The sequence below is a fragment of the Nocardia sp. N2S4-5 genome (assembly GCF_044628355.1).
GTDB lineage: Bacteria > Actinomycetota > Actinomycetes > Mycobacteriales > Mycobacteriaceae > Nocardia > Nocardia wallacei_B.
Genome location: NZ_JBIUPM010000001.1, coordinates 1,525,829 through 1,544,578 on the forward strand (window position 1 = coordinate 1,525,829; position 18,750 = coordinate 1,544,578).

At 71.7% G+C, this 18,750-nt stretch carries 4 protein-coding genes (1 of these 4 running past the window's edge); 2 read left to right on the forward strand and 2 right to left on the reverse strand.

The features are described 5' to 3' along the window. A protein-coding gene (locus ACFMRZ_RS06740) for a non-ribosomal peptide synthase/polyketide synthase (RefSeq protein WP_400178350.1) crosses the window boundary here: on the reverse strand, window positions 1–15,063 show its 5' portion. It extends 12,183 nt beyond the left edge of the window; only the first 15,063 of its 27,246 coding nucleotides appear in the window; it begins with the start codon at window positions 15,061–15,063; its stop codon lies off the left edge, out of view. A gap of 134 nt (window positions 15,064–15,197) precedes the next feature. Further along, window positions 15,198–15,431: an MbtH family protein gene (locus ACFMRZ_RS06745; protein WP_280273279.1), complete on the reverse strand. Its 234-nt coding sequence runs from the start codon at window positions 15,429–15,431 to the stop codon at window positions 15,198–15,200. A gap of 323 nt (window positions 15,432–15,754) precedes the next feature. Between ACFMRZ_RS06745 and ACFMRZ_RS06750 the strand changes: the two genes are divergently transcribed. Next, window positions 15,755–16,354: a class I SAM-dependent methyltransferase gene (locus ACFMRZ_RS06750; RefSeq protein ID WP_400178351.1), complete on the forward strand. Its 600-nt coding sequence runs from the start codon at window positions 15,755–15,757 to the stop codon at window positions 16,352–16,354. 55 nt (window positions 16,355–16,409) lie between these two features. Continuing rightward, the gene (locus ACFMRZ_RS06755) at window positions 16,410–18,698 is read left to right on the forward strand and encodes a hypothetical protein (RefSeq protein ID WP_400178352.1); all 2,289 of its coding nucleotides are present in this window, start codon (window positions 16,410–16,412) and stop codon (window positions 18,696–18,698) included. Window positions 18,699–18,750 lie beyond the last annotated feature (52 nt).

Consider the following 18,750-nt stretch of genomic DNA (forward strand, 5'->3'; position numbering starts at 1 on the left):
CCCCAGATGCTGATGCTCGAGCAGCGCGGCCTGTTCGGCCTGGACGCGCCGCAGCAGCGCCGCGACGCTCTCCTGTTCGTCCACCCGCACCCGGACCGGGACGGTGTTGATGAACAGTCCGACCATGGATTCCACGCCGGGCAGTGCGGGCGGGCGACCGGACACCGTGGCGCCGAACACGACTTCCGCGCGGTCGGTCAGGCGCGACAGCACGATCGCCCAGGCCGCCTGCAGGACGGTGTTGACGGTGACACCGTGCCGCGCGGCGAGTTCGCTCAGGCGAGCCGTGCGCGATTCGTCCACTGCCCGACGGTATTTGCGGGGCACCGCGACAGGCCGGGCGTCGACGGCCGCGGGCACCAGTATCGTCGGCTCCTCGACACCGGCCAGCGCCGCGCGCCAGGCCTCGGTGGCGGCCGCGCGATCCTGACGGCCGACCCAGTCGACGAAGGCGCGGTACGGCCGCACCGGCGGCAGCGCCGCGGTGTCACCGCCGGTGGCGTACAGCACCAGCAGGTCGCGCACGAGCAGCGGCATCGACCAGCCGTCGAGCAGGATGTGGTGGTTGGTCAGCAGCAACTGCCAGCGCTGCCCGTCGAGCCGGATCAGGGTGGCCCGCAACAGGGGCGGCGCGGCCATGTCGAACGGCTGCCGCCGATCGTGGGCGCGTGCGGCCACCGCGCGTTCGTCGCCGCCGGGCCCGGTGGCGTCGATCTCGGTCCACGGCAGTTCCACCGCGTCCGGGATCACCTGCACCGGGGTGCCCGCCGAGCCGGTGACGAACGCCGCCCGCAGGTTCGCGTGCCGGTCCAGTAGTGCGGCGGTCGCCGCGCGCAGCCGTTGCGGGTCTACGTCGCCGGTCAGTTCGACGCGGGCCTGCGCCGTGTAGGCGTCCATCGCCGACCCGGCCAGCAGGGCATGGAACAGCAGACCGGTCTGCAAGGGCGTCAGCGCCCACACGTCCAGGCCGGGATAGTCGGCCGCCCAGGCGTCGAGGTCGGATTGGGCCACCGCGACGGCGAAATCGGACGGCGTGTGACCGCCCGCCGACGGCTCGGCCGCGTGAGCGGCCAAGGCGGACAACGCCTGTACCCACAGCCGAGCCAGCTCGGTGACCTCCGGTGCGGACAGCACGCCCGCCGGGTAGGCGAGGGTGCCGCGTAGGTGTGTCGCGCCGTCGACATCGACGGCCATGACATTGATGTCGACAGCGCGGTCCACGGCCATATCGGCATTAGGCGCGGCGCGCAGTGCGCCGGGTGCGCCGATCGGCAGCCAGGCCGAATCCTGCGGCAGCTCACCGGTGTTCGTGCGGCCGAGGTAGTTGAACCCGATCCCGCCCGCGCGGTCGTGGGCGGCCAGGACGGGGCCGGTCTCGTCGTTGAGATAGCGCAGCACGCCGTATCCGAGGCCGTTGTCCGGCACCGCGCGCAGATGTTCCTTCACCGCCTTGACGGCCTGCCCGATCGCGTCCCGCCCGGCGAGCGCGGCCTCGACGTCGAGGTCCCCGAGTTCCAGCCGGACCGGGTACGCGCTGGTCAGCCAGCCCACCGTACGTGAGAGGGCGGCGCCGGGCACGACGGTCTCCTCCCGTCCGTGGCCCTCGAGCCGAACCAGCACCGCGGAGTCGCCGCCGCCGCGCCGGGCACGCCACACCCGGACCGCGACGGCCAGCGCCGCCAGCAGCGCGTCGTTCACGCCGCCGTGGAACGCCTGCGGCACGGTGGTGAGCACTGCCTCCGTGACCTCCGGCGGCACGTCCACCTCTACCTGTTCGAGGGTGGCGGCCACATCGACGGCCGGGTCCAGCGGACGCGCACCGATCTCCGGGTCGGGGCCATCGAGAACCGTACGCCAGTACGGCAATTCACGCATTCGCCCGGGTCGCGTCGCGTCGTCGGCGAGGGCGTGCGCCCAGCGGCGCAGCGAGGTGCCGATCGGCGGCAGCGCCGGTTGCCGCCCGTCGGCGATCGCGGCCCACGCCGTGATCAGATCCGGCACCAGAATGCGCCAGGACACCCCGTCCATCGCCAGATGGTGCACGACGACCAGTAGCCGTCCGGCACGGTCCGCGCCGAGATCGAGCCACACCAAGCGCAGCATGCCGCCGCGGCGGGGCGCCAGCCGTCCGAGCGCAGAATCCAGTTCGCGAGTGAGGGTTTCGTCGATGTTCTCGCCGGATTCGGCAGGCAATTCGACATGATGCAGGAGGCTGTCCACATCGATCGCACCGGGCGCGGCCACGGTGAGCATCGCGGGGCGCACCGCCTCGCCCGGCCCGGAGTCCAGCAGCCGCGTACGCAATGCGTCATGCCGATCGACCACTGCCGCAAGGGTTTCGACCACCCCGACCCGATCGATGCCGAGCGGCAGGCGCAGTACCAGCCACTGTGCGAAGCGGTCGTACCCGCCGCCGCGCTCGATCAGCCAATGGTGGATCGGCAGCAGCGGCAGCTCGCCCACACCGCCGCCCGGCAGCTCGGGCAGCGCCGCGGGCTCGTCGGCGGCGGTCGCGGCCACCCGTGCGAGCGCGGCAACGGTCTTGTGCTCGAACACATCCCGGGGCGTGATCGTTATCCCGCGTTCCCCCGCGCGGGCCGACAGCTGGATGGACATGATGCTGTCGCCGCCGAGCGCGAAGAAGTTGTCGTCCACGCCGACCCGGTCGACGCCGAGCACCGCGGCGAACACCTCGGCGAGCCGCTGCTCCCGATCCGTCTGGGCCGCACGGAATTCCCGCGTGGCGAACACCGGTTCCGGCAGCGCGGCGCGGTCCAGCTTGCCCACCGGCGTGAGCGGCAGCGCGTCGAGCACCGTGACCGACGCGGGAACCATGACCGGGGGCAGCACGCCCGCCACGGCCTCCCGCAAGGCAGCGGGGTCGAGCACGCGGCCGGGCGCGGGCAGCACGTACGAGACCAGCGACGTACCGCCGGAGGCGCCGGTGTGCCCGACCGTGACCGCGAACTCCACGCCGTCGAGCGCGGTGAGCGCCGTGTCGATCTCGCCCAGTTCGATCCGGACACCCCGCACCTTGACCTGGAAGTCGGTGCGGCTCACATACTCCAATGCCCCGCCGCCCAGGCGACGCACCAGATCCCCGGTGCGATACAGCCGTCGCCCGTCGGTGGCAAACGGGTGCGCGACAAACCGCTCCGCAGTCTGCCCCGGACGCCCGTGGTAACCGCGCGCCACTTGCACCCCCGCCAGATACAGCTCCCCCACGGTACCGTCGGGCACAGGATGCAGGTGCCCATCAAGCACATACGCCGCCCCGTTAACCACCGGCATGCCGATCGGCACAACCGTCGCGTCGGCCGAGGTGACAGTGGCCGCGGACGGAGTTGCCGTAGCGGCAGGCGGGATGACCGTCGCGTCGGGCGCGGTAACCGTGGCGGCGGGCGGGGCGACCGTCGCGGCGGGCGGGGCAACCATCGCGCCGGGCGGGGCAACCATCGCGCCGGGCGGGGCAACCATCGCGCCGGGCGGGGCAACCATCGCGCCGGGCGGGGCAACCATCGCGCCGGGCGGGGCAACCATCGCGCCGGGCGGGGCAACCATCGCGCCGGGCGGGGCGACTATGGCGGCGGGTGGGGCGACTATGGCGGCGGTCGCGTGGACCGTGAATTCGGTTGGCCCGTAGAGGTTGTGGATCTGTGCGGTGGGTAGGTGTGCCTGGGTTCGGGTGAGGGTGTGCGGGGGCAATGCCTCGCCTGCGGCCAGCACTGCCCGCAGCGAGGCGCAGGCTCCGGGCGGCAGACTGTCGGCGAAGGCCTCCAGCATCGACGGCACGAATGACACCAGGGTCACTCCGTGGTCCTCGATCACCGCCCGCAGGTACGCCGGATCCCGGTGGCCGTCCGGTTCGGCGACGACGACGCGGGCGCCGGTGGTCAAGGCGCCGAACAGTTCCCAGACCGAGACGTCGAACGACAGCGGTGTCTTCAGTAGCACCACGTCGGTGTCGCCGAGACCGAGCCATTCCGTCACCCAGTGCACCTGATTGACGACCGCGGCGTGGCTGACCGTCACGCCCTTCGGGCGTCCGGTGGAGCCGGAGGTGTAGACGACGTACGCCGGGTTGGCCGGGCGCACCGGACGAGTCCGCTCGGCGTCGGTGATCGGTTCGCCCGCACCGGTTTCCGTCCCGTCCACGTGGAGCACGGGCAGATCGCCGGGCACGAGCACTGGCGCGGCGGGGTCGAGAAGCACACAGGCGGGCGTCGCGTCGCTCAGCAGGTGCGCGATCCGCTCGGCCGGGTAGCCGGGGTCGACCGGCACGTACGCCGCGCCCGCGGTGAGGACCGCGAGGACGGCGACGACGAGTTCCGGCGAGCGCGGCAGCGCCACAGCCACTCGTTGCTCGGGGCCGATCCCCGCCTCGATCAGCTTGCGCGCCAATCGATTCGATCGCTCGGACAGTTCGGCCGCGGTCAGTGTGCCGCCCGCACCGCACACCGCGACGGTGTCCGGCGCCGCCGCCAGCCGTTCGTGGACCATCGACACCAGGGTCTGCCCGGCGGGCCGCGGACGCGGGGTCCCGTGTGCCCGGCGCAGCAGCGCCGCCTTCTCCACGGGGTCCAGGACATCGATGCGGCCGATCGGCGTCGCGGGATCGTCGGCGATCGCGGTGAGCAGCCGCACCAGCCGGTCCGCGAATCCGCGCACCCAGGTCTCCTCGAACACCGCGGGCTGGTACTGGAAGTGCGCGCGCAGCCGCTCACCGGTGAGCACCACCACCGACAGCGGATAGTGCGGGGCGTCGTTGGAGGTGACGTCGTCGATGGACAGTCCGTCGAGCGCGCGCGCCTGCTCGGACAGCCCGGCGCGATCGATCGGATACGACTCGAACACCGTCATCGTGTCGAACAGCGTCTGCGCCCCGACGCCGCGGGCGATATCGCTCAGCGCCACGTGATGGTGCTCCAGCAGCCGCGCCTGCTCGGCCTGCAGCCGCGTGAGCACGGCGCGCACCGGCTCCCCCGCCCGGAATCGCACCCGGACGGGCACGGTGTTGATGAACAGCCCGATCATCGATTCGACGCCGGGCACCTGGGGCGGGCGGCCGGACACCGTCGCACCGAACAGCACATCGTCGCGACCGGTCGAGCGGGACAACATGATTCCCCACGCGGCCTGCACGAGGGTATTGACCGTGACACCCAGTTCGGCGGCCAGTTCGACCAGCCGCCGCGTCAGCCCGGCGGTGAGCGCGACCTCGACCTCGTCGATACGCGGCGCGGCGTCCGCGGCGGACGCCGGTGACGCGAGCAGGGTCGGCTCGGCTCCGGCGAGGGCGTCGGTCCACACGGCGAGCGACCGCGCGGTGTCGCGGCCGCCGAGCCACTCGAGGTAGCGGCGGTAGGGCGGGACCGGGCCGAGCGCCGCCGGATCGCCGGTGGCGTAGGTGGTCAGCAGTTCCCGCAGCAGCAGCGGCAGCGACCAGCCGTCGAGCAGCACGTGGTGGTACGCGAGCACCAGACGGAAGTTGTTGTCGCCCAGCGTGATCAGGGTGAATCGCAGCAGCGGGGCCTGGGCCGGGTCCAGACCCGCCGCGCGATCGGCGGCCAGCGTCGCCGACAGTTCGGCCTCGATATCGACGCCGCCGCCGAGATCGACGGTGCGCCAAGGGACTTCGATGCCGTCGGCGACCACTTGGACCACAGCGCCGTCGGGTCCGGTGGCGAAGGCGACGCGCAGGTTGGGATGCCGGTCGAGCACCGCCTGCGCGGCGCGGCGCATCCGCTCCGCGTCCACGCGTCCGGACAGCGCCAGCACCAGTTGCACCGTGTAGATGTCCACCGCGGCCTGGGCGAGGAACGCATGGAAGAGCAGGCCCGTCTGCAGCGGTGCCGCCGGCCAGACGTCGGTGAGGCGCGGGTAGCGCCGCTGCCAACGGTCGATATCGGCCTGCGCCAGGGTGACCAGCGGGAAGTCCGACGGCGTGTGCCCGCCGCCGCCCGCGCGCACGTGGTCGGCCAGCGCCGTCAGGGCCCGCACCCACAGGTCCGCGATCTCGGCGACCGTACCGGCGTCGAGCAGCGTGTCCGGGTAGCCCAGGCTCGCGGTGAGGCGGCCGTCGACCACGACGGCGTTGATGTCGAGGACGGCCGCGGCGGGCATGTCCTGGTCGGCGCGGCGGGGCAGGGCGGCGAGGTCGCCGACAGGGGTCCAGCCGGCACCGCTCAGCGCGGCCGGGATGTCGGCCTCCGACATCCGGCCGAGGTAGTTGAAGCTGATCTGGCCGGGCAGTCCCGCGGGCAGCCGGGCGGCGGTGTCGGCGTTGAGGTATCGCAGCAGCCCGTAGCCGATGCCGTTGTCCGGCACGGTCCGCAACTGCTCCTTGACCGCCCGCACCGCGGCGTCCAGGGCAACGCCGCCCGACAGCGCGGCGCTCACGTCGAGCCCGTCGAGGGACAGGCGCACCGGATAGGCCGAGGTGAACCAGCCGACCGTCCGCGACAGGTCGGCGCCGGGCGCCACGGACTCCTCGCGGCCGTGGCCCTCCAGCCGCAGCAGCAGCGACGGCTCGGCGGTGCCGCGACGCGCACGCCAGGCCGTCACCGCGACGGCGAGGGCGGCGATCAGCGCGTCGGCCGCGCCCGCGTGGAACGCGGCGGCCGCGGTGCCGAGGACGGCCTCGGTCAGGTCGGTCGGCAGTTCCACCTCGTGGCGGCGGACGCGGGCAGCCAGATCGATAGCAGGGTCGAGCTCCCGGTCACCGAGCAGCGGATCCGGCCCGTCGAGAACCGATGTCCAATAGGGCAATTCGGCGACGCGGCCCGGCGCGACCGCCTCCTCGGCGAGGGCGTGCGCCCAGCGCCGCAACGAGGTGCCGACCGGCGCCGGGGACGGCTGCTGCCCGTCGCGCACCCGCGCCCAGGCCGCCATGAGGTCCGGGATCACGATGCGCCACGACACGCCGTCGATCACCAGATGGTGCGCGACCACGATCAACCGGCCCGGCCGACTCGGGCCGAGGTCGAGCCAGACCAGTTGCAGGACGACGCCCGCGGCCGGGTCCAGGCGGCCCACAGCGGCGTCGAATTCCGCTGCGGCGACTTCGGATTCGGTGTCGTCGGTGACCTCGACCCGGTGCACCAGCGCGTCCACGTCGACGGTGCCCGGCGTGGCGATATCGAGCGACCACCCCTCGGTGGTGTGCACCAGACGGCCGCGCAACGCGTCGTGCCGGTCCACCACGGCACCGACGGTGGCCACCAGCCCGGCGCGGTCGATCCCGGCGGGCAGCGCGAGCACCAGCGACTGCTCGAACCGGTCGAATCCGCCGCCGCGCTCGACCAGCCACCGGTGAATCGGGAGCAGCGGCGCGAATCCCACTCCGCCGCCGGGAAATTCGGGCAGGGCGGCGGCGTCACCCGCGGCGGCATCGCGTGCGACCGAGGCCAATCCCGCCACCGTCTTCTGCTCGAACACATCCCGGGTCGAGAACGCCAGCCCGCGTTCCTTGGCGCGAGCGACCAGTTGCAGGGACATGATGCTGTCGCCGCCGAGGGCGAAGAAGCTGTCGTCGGCCCCCACCCGATCGACGCCGAGCACCTGGGCGAACACCTCGGCCAGCGTGCGTTCCGCCTCGGTCACGGCGTCGCGGGTCGATCCGCTCTCGAGGGCCGGTTGTGGCAGCGCGTCGCGGTCGAGTTTGCCTGCGGCGGTCACGGGCAGTTCGGGCACGACCACGATCGCCGCGGGCACCATGTAGTCCGGCAGCAACCCGGCCGCGTCCCGGCGCAGCGCGGCCGTATCTATCGAAGTACCTTCGGCGGCAACGACATAGGAGACGAGCAGCGCGTTACCCGACGGTGCGGTGCGGCCCACGGTGACCGCCGTGTCGACGCCCGGGAAGCCGGTCAGGACGGCGTCGATCTCACCCGGTTCGATGCGCAGCCCGCGCACCTTCACCTGGGAATCGCCGCGGCCCAGGTATTCCAGGGCACGGCCCGCGGTCCAGCGGACGATATCGCCGGTGCGGTACATCCGGCTGCCGGGCGGCCCGTACGGATTCGCCACGAAGCGGGCAGCGCTCAGCCCCGCCCGCCGGTGGTAGCCGCGGGCCAGCGACACGCCCGCCAGATACAGCTCGCCCCCGACGCCCTCGGGCACCGGGCGCAGGGCATCGTCGAGCACCAGCGACGTCGTGCCGCGGATCGGCGCGCCGATGGTGATCGGGCCCGACGGAGCCAGCGGCACACTGATATTCGTCGCGATCGTGGTTTCGGTGGGACCGTACGCGTTGTACAGCCCGCGGCCCGGCGCCCACCGTTCGACCAGCGCCGACGAGCACGCCTCGCCGCCGACGATCACCGTGCCGAAATCGTCCAGCCCGGCCGGATCGAGGGACGCCAGCACGGACGGGGTGAGGAAGGCATGGGTGACCCTCTGGTCGAGCAGCAGCCGCCGCAATTCTTCGCCGCCGTACACGGCCGGGGGCGAGATCACCAGGGTAGCGGACGCGCCGATCGCCAGCAGCAGTTCCAGTATCGAGGCGTCGAAGCTGGGCGAGGCGCAGTGCAGCACCCGCGAATTCGGCCGCACCGCATAGCGTTCCCGCTGCTCGGTGAGGAAGTTCGCGAGCCCGCCGTGCTCGACGACGACACCCTTCGGGCGGCCGGTGGAGCCGGAGGTGTAGATCACGTAAGCCGGATGCGACGGAAACAGCGGTCGTACCCGTTCGGCCGGGTCGATCGGGCCGGACGGCAGTGCGTCCAGGTCCGACTCCACCGCCGGGTCGTCCAGTACCAGCCACTCCACGGTGGCGGGCAATGCGGAACCGGTGACGGTCAGCCCGAGGCGCGCGCCGCAGTCGTCCAGCAGGTACGCGATCCGGTCGGGCGGATAGGCCGGATCCACCGGTACGAAGGCCGCACCCGACCGCGCGATCGCCCACACCGCGACCAGCAAGTCGATCGACCGGCGCAGCCCGACCGCCACCAGCTCCTCCGGGCCCAGACCACGCCGGATCAGCAAGCGCGCCAGGCGGTTCGACCGCTCCGACAGCTGCCGATAGGTGAGTTCCCGGCCCTCGCACACCACGGCCACGCCGTCCGGGTTCGCCGCGACCGCCGCGTCCAGCAGTTCCGCCAGCGGCCGCGCCGGTTGGGCGGGTCCGCCGTGCCGGGTCAGCAGATCGGCGCGTTCCGGGCCGGTCAGGATATCGACCTCGGCCAGGCTCGCCGCGGTGGCGAGCCCGTCCAGCACCCGGTCGAACCGCTCGGCGAGAGCGGCGACGGTGTCGGCGTCGAATGCCTCCGGCTGATAGCCGACGCGGAAACGCAGCCGCGAATCCAGTTGCGCCACAATGGTCAGCGGGTAGTGGGCGGCGTCGTCCACCGCGGCCGCGGTCACCGACATGCCGTCGATGTCGGTCGCGAGGCGAGCGATCGCCGCGGTGTCCATCGGGTAGGACTCGAACACCAGCAGGGTGTCGAACAGCGCGGGCAATCCGGTCGCCGCCTGGATCTCGGCCAGACCGGCGTGATGGTGCTCGAGCAGCGCCGCCTGCTCGTCCTGTACGCGGCGCAGCAGCGCGGCCACCGGCTCCCCCGGAGTGGTCCGCACCCGCACCGGAACGGTGTTGATGAGCAGGCCGACCATTTCCTCGACGCCCGCCAGTTGCGGCGGACGGCCGGAGACGGTCGCGCCGAACACCACATCGCGGCGCGCGGTGGAACGGGACAGCACAATGCCCCACGCCGCCTGCAGGATCGTGTTCAGCGTCACACCGTGCCGGGCCGCCAGCTCCACCAGGTGGGCGGTGCGCTGCTCGTCGCGCTCGAACAGGTGGTTGCGCGGCCGGGTGGACGGGTCGGCGCCGCTGTCGCGCGGCGCCAGCAGTGTCGGTTCGGACACGCCCGACAGCGCCTGCCGCCAGGCTCGCACGGAGGCGGAACGGTCTTGGCGGGCAAGCCATTCCAGGAAGTCGCGGAACGACGGGGCCGGGCCGTCCACCCGTCCCGCGTAGAGCAGCAGCAGGTCGCGCACGAGCAGCGGCATCGACCAGCCGTCCAGCAGGATGTGATGGTTGGTCAGCAGCAGCCGCCACCGGTCGTCGGCGACCCGCACCAGCGTGAACCGCAGCAGCGGCGGCACCGCGGTGTCGAACGGCGTCGCGCGCTGCACGGCGGCGAGCCGGTCGAGGTCGGCTTCTGCGGTCTCGCCGCGCACGTCGATCACGGTGAACGGCACCGCGACCGGGTCACAGACGAGCTGCACCGCCGCCTCCCCCGAGGTGGCGAACGCGACCCGCAGATTCGGATGCCGGTCCAGCAGCGCCTGCGCGGCGGCGCGCAGCCGATCGGGATCGACCGCGCCTTCCAGTGTCAGGGACAGTTGCGCGGTGTAGGCGTCGGCCGTCCGGCCGGACAGCATGGCGTGGAACAGCAGACCGGTCTGCAACGGCGACAGCGGCCACACGTCCGCGGGCCGATACCGCGACTCCCATTCGTCGATCTCGTGCTGCCGCACGCTGATCAGATCGAAGTCCGAAGGCGTGTGCCCGCCCGCGCCCGGCGCGCCCGCGTGTGCGGCCAGCGCCGACAAGGCCTGCTCCCACAGCCGCGCGAGGTCCCGCACGTCGTCGGCCGACAGAATGCCGGTGGGATAGCCGAACGACGCCCGCAGGGTCTCGCCCGCGTCGCCGTCGGTGACGATCGCGGTGATGTCGACGACGCCGGTCGCCGGGGCGTCGTCGTTGTCCCCGGCCGTCGCGGTGCCGAGGTCCGTGGTCGGCAGCCACCCGAGTTCGTTTGCCGCGTCGGCTCTCTCGCCGAGTACCGTGCGGCCGAGGTAGTTGAACGAGAGCTGCGGCGCACCGGTCGAGCCGACGTCCACGGCGGCCGAGCGGAGCAGTCCGTAGCCGAGTCCGTTGCCGGGCACGGCGAGCAGCTGTTCCTTGACCGCCTTGATCGCGGCCCCCGCGGCCGCGCCACCGGTCAGCGCCTGCTCGGCATCGATCGCGCCGAGCCGCAACCGAACCGGATAGGCGGTGGTGAACCAGCCGACCGTGCGGGACACATCGGCGCCCGGCACCGCGGTCTCTTCGCGGCCGTGGCCCTCCAGCTGGACGAGCGTGTCCTCGGCGCGCACTCCGCGCCGCGCCCGCCACGCCGTGACCGCCACCGCGAGCGCCGCCAGCAGGCCGTCGTGCACGCCGCCGTGGAACGCCCCGGGCACGGTGGTGGTCAGCGCCGCGGTCACCTCCGGACCGACGGTGAGGTCGATGTGGTCGACCGTCGCGGCGACATCGACCGCCGGATCGAGGGCGCGCGCGCCCAGCAGCGGATCCGGCCCGCTCAGCACGCCGGCCCAGTAGTCGGATTCGTCCGGCCCCGGGGTGATCTCGGCCAGCGCGTGCGCCCAGCGCCGCATCGAGGTGCCCACCGGCGCCAGCACGGGCCGCTGTCCCGCCGACACCTGCGCCCACGCGGACATCAAGTCGGGCACCAGGATTCGCCACGAGACACCGTCGACGGCCAAGTGGTGTACCACCACGATCAACCAGCCGGCCGCGTCGGGGCCATCGTCGAGCCACACCAGTCGCAGCACCTGCCCCGTCGCCGGGTCCAGGCGTGCGGCCGCCGCGGCACGCTCCCGTTCGGCCGCCGCGCGAGCCCCGTCCGGTCCGTCCACGGGCACCCGATGCAGCAGCGCGGCGACATCGACCGAACCCGGCTCGCCGACCAGGATCCGTGGCCCGTCGGCGGTGTCGATCAGCCGCGAACGCAACATGTCGTGGTGGTCCACCACGGCCGCAACGGTTTTCACGAGCCCGTCCCGGTCGATGCCGACCGGCAGCCGCAGCGCCAGGGACTGGTGGAACCGGTCGAAACCGCCGCCGCGAGCGAGCATCCAGCGCACGATCGGCGTCGGTGGCATCGTCCCGACACCGCCGCCGGGCAACTCGTCGAGCGCGGCGATCTCCTCGTCACCGGACCGGCGCGCGATCGCCGCCAGCGCGGCGACGGTACGCCGCTGGAAGACCTCGCGCGGGGTGAAGACCACGCCCCGCGCCTTCGCGCGCGCCACCAGCTGGATCGACATGATGCTGTCGCCGCCGAGCGCGAAGAAGCTGTCGTCCACACCGACCTGCGCCACCCCGAGCACCTCGGCGAACACCTCGGCCAGCGTCGCCTCGACGCCGGAAACCGGTGCACGCCACTCACTGTCACCGCCGAAGGTGTGATCGGGCAGCGCGGCCCGGTCCAGCTTGCCCGTGGGCGAGAGCGGCATCCGGTCCACGGTGACGATGGCGGCGGGCACCATGTACTCCGGCAGCCGCTGCGCCAGGGCAGCGGTCAGCACGATGGTGTCGAGGTCGCGCTCCGGTTCGGCGACCACATAGGACACCAGGGCCTCCGCGCCCGCCGCGGTGAGCCGGTTGACCGTGACCGCGGCGGCGACGCCGCCCTGCGCTTCCAGGGTCGCGTCGATCTCGCCCAGTTCGATGCGCAGGCCGCGCACCTTCACCTGGAAGTCGGTGCGCCCCAGGTATTCCAGTTCGCCGGTGGCCGTCCGCCGGACCAGGTCACCGGTCCGGTACAGGCGGGCGCCGGGTGCGCCGTACGGGTCGGCGACGAAACGCTGCGCGGTCAGGTCCGGACGGCCCAGGTACCCCCGCGCCAGCGACGGGCCGGACACGTACAGTTCACCCGCGACGCCCACCGGCACCGGGCGCAGCCAGCCGTCGAGCACGACGACGCCGACGCCCGGGATGGCGCGCCCCATCGTAATCGGGTCCGACGCCCGCATCGGCGCGGACGCCGTGGTCCAGATCGTCGCCTCCGTGGGTCCGTAGAGATTGAACATCTCCCGCCCCGGGCTCCAGATCCGCACGATCCGTTCGGGGCACGCCTCCCCCGCGACCGCGACCACCCGCAGGTCCTCGAGATCGCCGGGCGTCATGGTCGCCAGGACCGTCGGCGTGACGACGATGTGCGTGACCCGCTGCGCGCGCAGCAGCCCGGCCAGCGCGTCGCCGCCGTAGCTGTCCTCCGGCGCGACGACGAGCGTCGCGCCGGACCCGAACGCCATCAGCAGCTCGAACACCGACGCGTCGAAACTCGTTGACGCCGTGTGCAATACGCGCGAGGCCGCGGTGACACCGAACCGGCGGCGCTGCTCATCGATCAGGTTCGCCAGCCCGGCGTGACTCAGCACGACGGCCTTCGGGCGGCCCGTCGATCCGGAGGTGAAGATGACATAGGCCGGGTGCTCGGCCCGCACCGGCGCGATCCGCTCGGCATCGGTGATCGGCTCGGCACTCGGCCGGGCGACCTCGGTCACCGGCTCGTCCAGCAACAGCCAATCCACCGAATCCGGCAGGCGCGCGGCGTGTTCGGTGACGGTCAGGCCGTACCGCGCGCCCGACGCCGCGGTCATGTAGGCGATCCGCTCGCGCGGGTGCGCCGGGTCCATCGGCACGAACGCCGCACCGGTACGCGCCACCGCCCACACCGCGACCACCGACTCCATCGAACGGGGCAACGCCACCGCCACCAGCGACTCCGGTCCCACCCCGCGCGAAATCAGCAGGCGGGCAAGTCGATTCGCGCGCGCGTCGAGGTCGCGATAGGTGAGCGCGGTCTCGCCCAGGACGACCGCGGTCGACTCCGGCGACCGCGCCACGCACCGGTCGAACACCTCCGCGAGCGTCGAGACGGTGTCCAGGCCGGGACGCGCGTCGAACACGATCCGCCGCTCGTCGTCCGACAGCAGATCGAGATCGCGCAGTCGCAGTGCGGGGTCCGCGCCGACGAAACGTTCGAGGTAGGAGACGAATCGGCGATGGTGGGCGTCGAGTTCGCCCTGCGTGTAGAGATTCGGATTGCCGTGGAACTCGATCGACAGCGGCGCGTCGGCGCCGCTCTGCACAAGATTGACCTGCAAATCCTCCAGCAGTCCCGAACGCAGGATGTGATAGGTGCCGGTGGCCTCGCCCAATTCGATGTCGGCGTCGAAGAACACGATATTGACGATCGGGCCGAACGTGGACCCGCGGCCGAGCGCGGCGCTCCCGCTCAGCGTCTCGTCGCGCCGGATGTCCTCGTAGCGGTAGCGCTGGTGCCGCAGCGCCCCCGTCAGCTCGCGGTTCGCGGCCGCGACCACCTCGGCCACCGAGGTCCGCGCGTCGACGCGCAGCCGGATCGGCAGCAGGTTGGCCAGCATTCCGGCGGAATTCTTCAGCTTGGCCGTGGTGCGCGCCGCGACCGGCAGGCTCAGCGCGATGTCACCGGAATCGGTCATGCGCGCCAGGTAACTTCCCAGCGCCGCGACCACCAGCTGCGCCGCGCTCGCGCCGTACTCGACGGCGGCCGCGCGCAGCAGCTCGGCGATCGCGCCCGACAGCTGGGTCGTGGACACCAGGTCGTGGGGTGCGGGGTCGGCGGTGCGGCCCGCCAGGCTCACCGGGTCCGGCAGTCCGGCCGTGCGTTCGGCCCAGTAGTCGCGGTCCTTGCCGAACCGCTCGGAGGACCGGTAGGCCTGTTCGTCGGCGTGGATCTGCCGCAGCGTCGCGGCCCGCAGCGGCGCCGGCTCCCGGCCCGCGAGCAGGGCGTTGTATCGCTCGGCGATGCGTGAACTGAGCGTGAGCCCGCCGTAGCCGTCGATCGCGACGTGGTGGATGCGCGAATACCAGTAGTAGTGGCGCTCGCCCAGCCGCAGCAGCCTGGTCTCGGCGAGGGTGTCACGCTGCAGGTCCACCGGCGCGGCGCAGTCCGCGTGCATCCACTCCAGCGCCGCGGCCTCGGGATCGGCGTGGTCGCCGAAGTCGACCACGCGTCCGTCGTACTCCTGATCGGGGTCGACGCGCTGGTAGGGCGTGCCGTCCACCTCGACGATGCGCAGGTAGCCCGAGCCCAGCTCCAGGCCCGCGGCCTGCACCGCCTCGGCGAAGGCCGCGGCGTCCACCTCGCCCCGAATATCCACGTACTGCGCGATGTTTATCGGCATTCCATCGGACACCTTGTCCGCGAACCAGACGCCGTATTGCGCGGTCGACAACGGGATCAGATCCGGGGAAAGATCGAACCGGCTCAATTCCACAGTCATTCTCGAACTCCTTGCCAGGCCGGCGTTATCGCCGATATGCACGCAGAGTTCGACCCAGAATTGTCGAACTCACAAAAGTGTCGGTCGTCCGACCAACAAAATGAATAGAACGCGACCCGCGGCCGCGATATGCGTCAGTCGAGCAGTTCCGGCATCCGGTCGGCATCCATCGCGGCGGCCAGGCTCGCCGGACGCATGTCGGTCCAGTGCCGCTCGATGTAGTCGATACAGTCCTGACGTGCTGCGACACCGAACACCGCGGTCCATCCCGCGGGGATATCGGCGAATTCCGGCCAGAGCGAGTGCTGCCCTTGGTCATTCACCAGAACCGAGAAGACGGCTTCGTCGTCGTCGAAAGGATTGGTCATGCTGGGCCTCCCCACCCGCGTGCGTATTCCAACCGCTCCGACATTAGGCATCGATCCGGACACTGGCAATAGCCCGAAAACCTAGGCCCCTAAAAACGGGGGGTCGGTTCCATATCGAAGCAACCGTTCGGCATGAGTAATTCGACGGACCGTATCGGTGAATACGCAAAAAATGCCGCCGCGCGGCCCGGACCAGCACACTCGGCCCGAGCGCGACGCGACCCCGCTCCCGCGCCGAAAACGGACATTTGCGTCGACAGGTCCCGGCGCGGGCCGTAGTATCCGGCGCGGTAGCTGATTACCGACAGCCGCAGGGGACATGCGTGGGAACGAGCCCGGTCTACCGCAACGCCACCGTCTACGAGCTGCTCATGCGCGGCTTGTACGGACGGCACTACCGGTCCCGCTATCGCGCGATAGCGGACCTGATCCCGGACGGCGCCGAGGTGATGGACGTGTGCTGCGGTCCGGCCACGCTCTATACCCGCTATCTGCGCGGGCGCACGGGCAGCTACACCGGACTGGATCTCAACAGCCGGTTCATCGCCCGGCTCGAGGACGCGGGCGGGCGCGGCACGGTGTGGGATGTCGATGCCGATGTCCCGCTTCCGGCCGCGGATCATGTGGTGATGCAGGCGAGTCTCTACCAGTTCCTGCCCGAGCCGGCGCCCGTGCTGGAGCGGATGCTGGCCGCCGCGCGCGAGCGGGTGATCGTGTCCGAGCCGATCCGCAATCTGGCGTCGAGCAACAATCGCGTCGTGGCGGCGGCCGCGCGCCGCTACACCGACGCCGGCGCGGGCGCGCGCGACCACCGTTTCACCGAACAGACGCTGGAGGAACTGTTCGGCCGCTACGAGTCCCGGATTCTGCGCCGGTCGCTGATCGCGGGCGGGCGCGAGAAGCTGTTCGTCCTCGCGGCATGACCGCGTCCGGGCATGTCCTGCCGATCGCCGGCGCCGGCGGTAGGGTGAGGAACTCGTGACGGACAGTACGGTGTCGGAGGTGACGCCGGCCGAACCCCCGGGGGCCACACGGGGTTCCGCGCGGCGGGCGGTCTACCAGTGGGCGGCGGTCACGGTCGTCGGTGTCGTCGCGGGGTACGTCGCGGTGCTGCTGGCCAACGTCCGCCACTTCTACACCGACGACACCGAATCCCAATACACCGGACTGTGGGTCGCCCTCGGGCGGGCCATGCGCAACGGGCAGTTCCCGGTGCTGTGGCCGGACCGGTGGATGTCGGGCAACAACACCATCGACGATGCGGGCCTGTTCAATCCGCCACAGCTGCTGATCGATCTGCTCGCGCCCTCGATGGACAATCTGGCGCTGTACGCGACGATCGTCAAACTCGTCTTCTCGATCATCGCCGCCCTCGGCGTCTACCGGATCTGCCTGGCCTACGGCGGCCGGCCGGCGTGGTCGGCGGCGGCGGGCATCGCGTTCCCGCTCTCGGGCTTCTTCCTGTTCTTCGACGAGGCCAGCTGGATGACCGCGCTCACCGGCACGGCATGGCTGGTGCACGCCTGGGCGGCGGCGGTGCGCTACACCCGCGGCCGCGCGGGCCCGATCCCGGTCTTCGTGTTCCTGTACCTGACCATCTCCACGCAGTACATCTTCCCGGCCGTCGAAGCGGCGCTGATGCTGGTCGCCGTCGCCATCGGGGAGATCGTGTACCGCCGCGCGTGGAAACCGGTGCTGCGTCTCGCGCTCGTCTCGGCTTGTGCCGGACTCGCCGGGCTGCTCACCTTCCTGCCGAGCATGCTGGCGGCGAAGGTGACCTGGCGCGGCACCTCCGAGATACTCAACGACCAGTTCCTCACCATCCCCTGGTCGGAGTCGCTCAACGCCAGTCTGCCCAGCACCCTGCCCGCCTTCACGTCCTGGTGGGGCTACATCCAGCCGATGCCGGTCACCTACATCGCCTGGTTCCTGATCCCGGCCCTGGCCTTCATCGACTGGCGCCGGGCGCGTACGGCGTGGCGGGAACTGTCCGCGGTCACGCTGTTCTCGGTCATCATGCTGATGTGGACGGCGGGGCCGGGCACCATCGGTCCGCTGCGCTGGCCGGTGCGGGTACTGCCGATGCTGGCGATCGGACTGCTGGTGCTGGCCGGGGTGCTGCTCGGCCGCTTCGGCACCGTCCGGGATCGGCGCTCGCGCGGTGTCGCCGCCGCGGTGCTGATCCTCGCGCTGTGGGTGCGGTCGTTCTCCGCGGATCCGCAGAATGTGGTCCGGCACATCACCGCCGCGGTGGCGATCGCCGCCGTGGGCGCGGCCGTGGTGTGGCTCGGAGTGCGCCGGGGCACCGCCGCGGCCGTGGCGCTGACCATCGTCGCGATGTTCCCGATCGCCTACTACCAGGTCCAGGCCGCCCAGCCGACGCCGATGCCGTGGAATCTGCCCGCCAATCGGGCCGAAGCACGGGCGGTGTTCCCCGACTTCACCGGCACCACGTTGCAGCTGGGCGAGCGGGGCTTGCTGCAACCGGGCGAGAAGAATCTCGAAGGCGCCTACGGCGCACTGGTTTTCGGCAACTACGCCGAGGACATGGAGCTGAAATACGTCAACGGGTACACCCCGACCGGGCACTACTACTTCGGCGACATGCTGTGTATGCGCTGGGATTCCAGCGTCTGCCCCGACGCCTACCGCCGCATGTTCGCCCCCGAACCGAGCACCGGGCGACCCCTGGTCGATCTGATGCTCGTCGACCGGATCGTGTTGCAGCGGGCCCTGTTTCCCGACGCCCGGAACCAGCCCGCACCCGAGGGCTGGAAGTGGGTCGACTATCCGGGCCACGAACGCTACATCGATGTGCTGGAAAGGTCCGGCGGGCCGGTGTCCGCGGTGAACGGCCGCGTCGCCGACGCCCGGAACGTCACCGCCGCTTCGATTTCCGAGTCGGACACGACCAGTCGCGTGCGCGTCACCTCCGACACCGGCGGCCGGGTGGTCTTCGCGCGCCTGGGCTGGCCCGGTTACCGCGTCACTCTCGACGGTAAGTCACTGCCGTTCACCACGGTGGCGAAATCCTTTGTCGCCGTGGATATCCCCGCCGGTACCCGGGACGCCGAGCTGAATCTCACCTGGCGCCCACCCGGCTGGAAGATCGGCGCCGCGGCCTTGGCCGCGGGAGTGATCGGCACGGGCCTGCTGCAGTGGCTGTATCTCCGCGGCCGCCGCGCGGACGAACCGGACGGCGAACTCGGCGCGACCGACCGCGAACTGGCCGATATCGTCGCGGCCGCCCGAGACCCGCGCGAATAGCGCCCGCCGGAGTGGCGCCCTCCCTCATCGCGGGCGCCACCGGCCGCTGTCA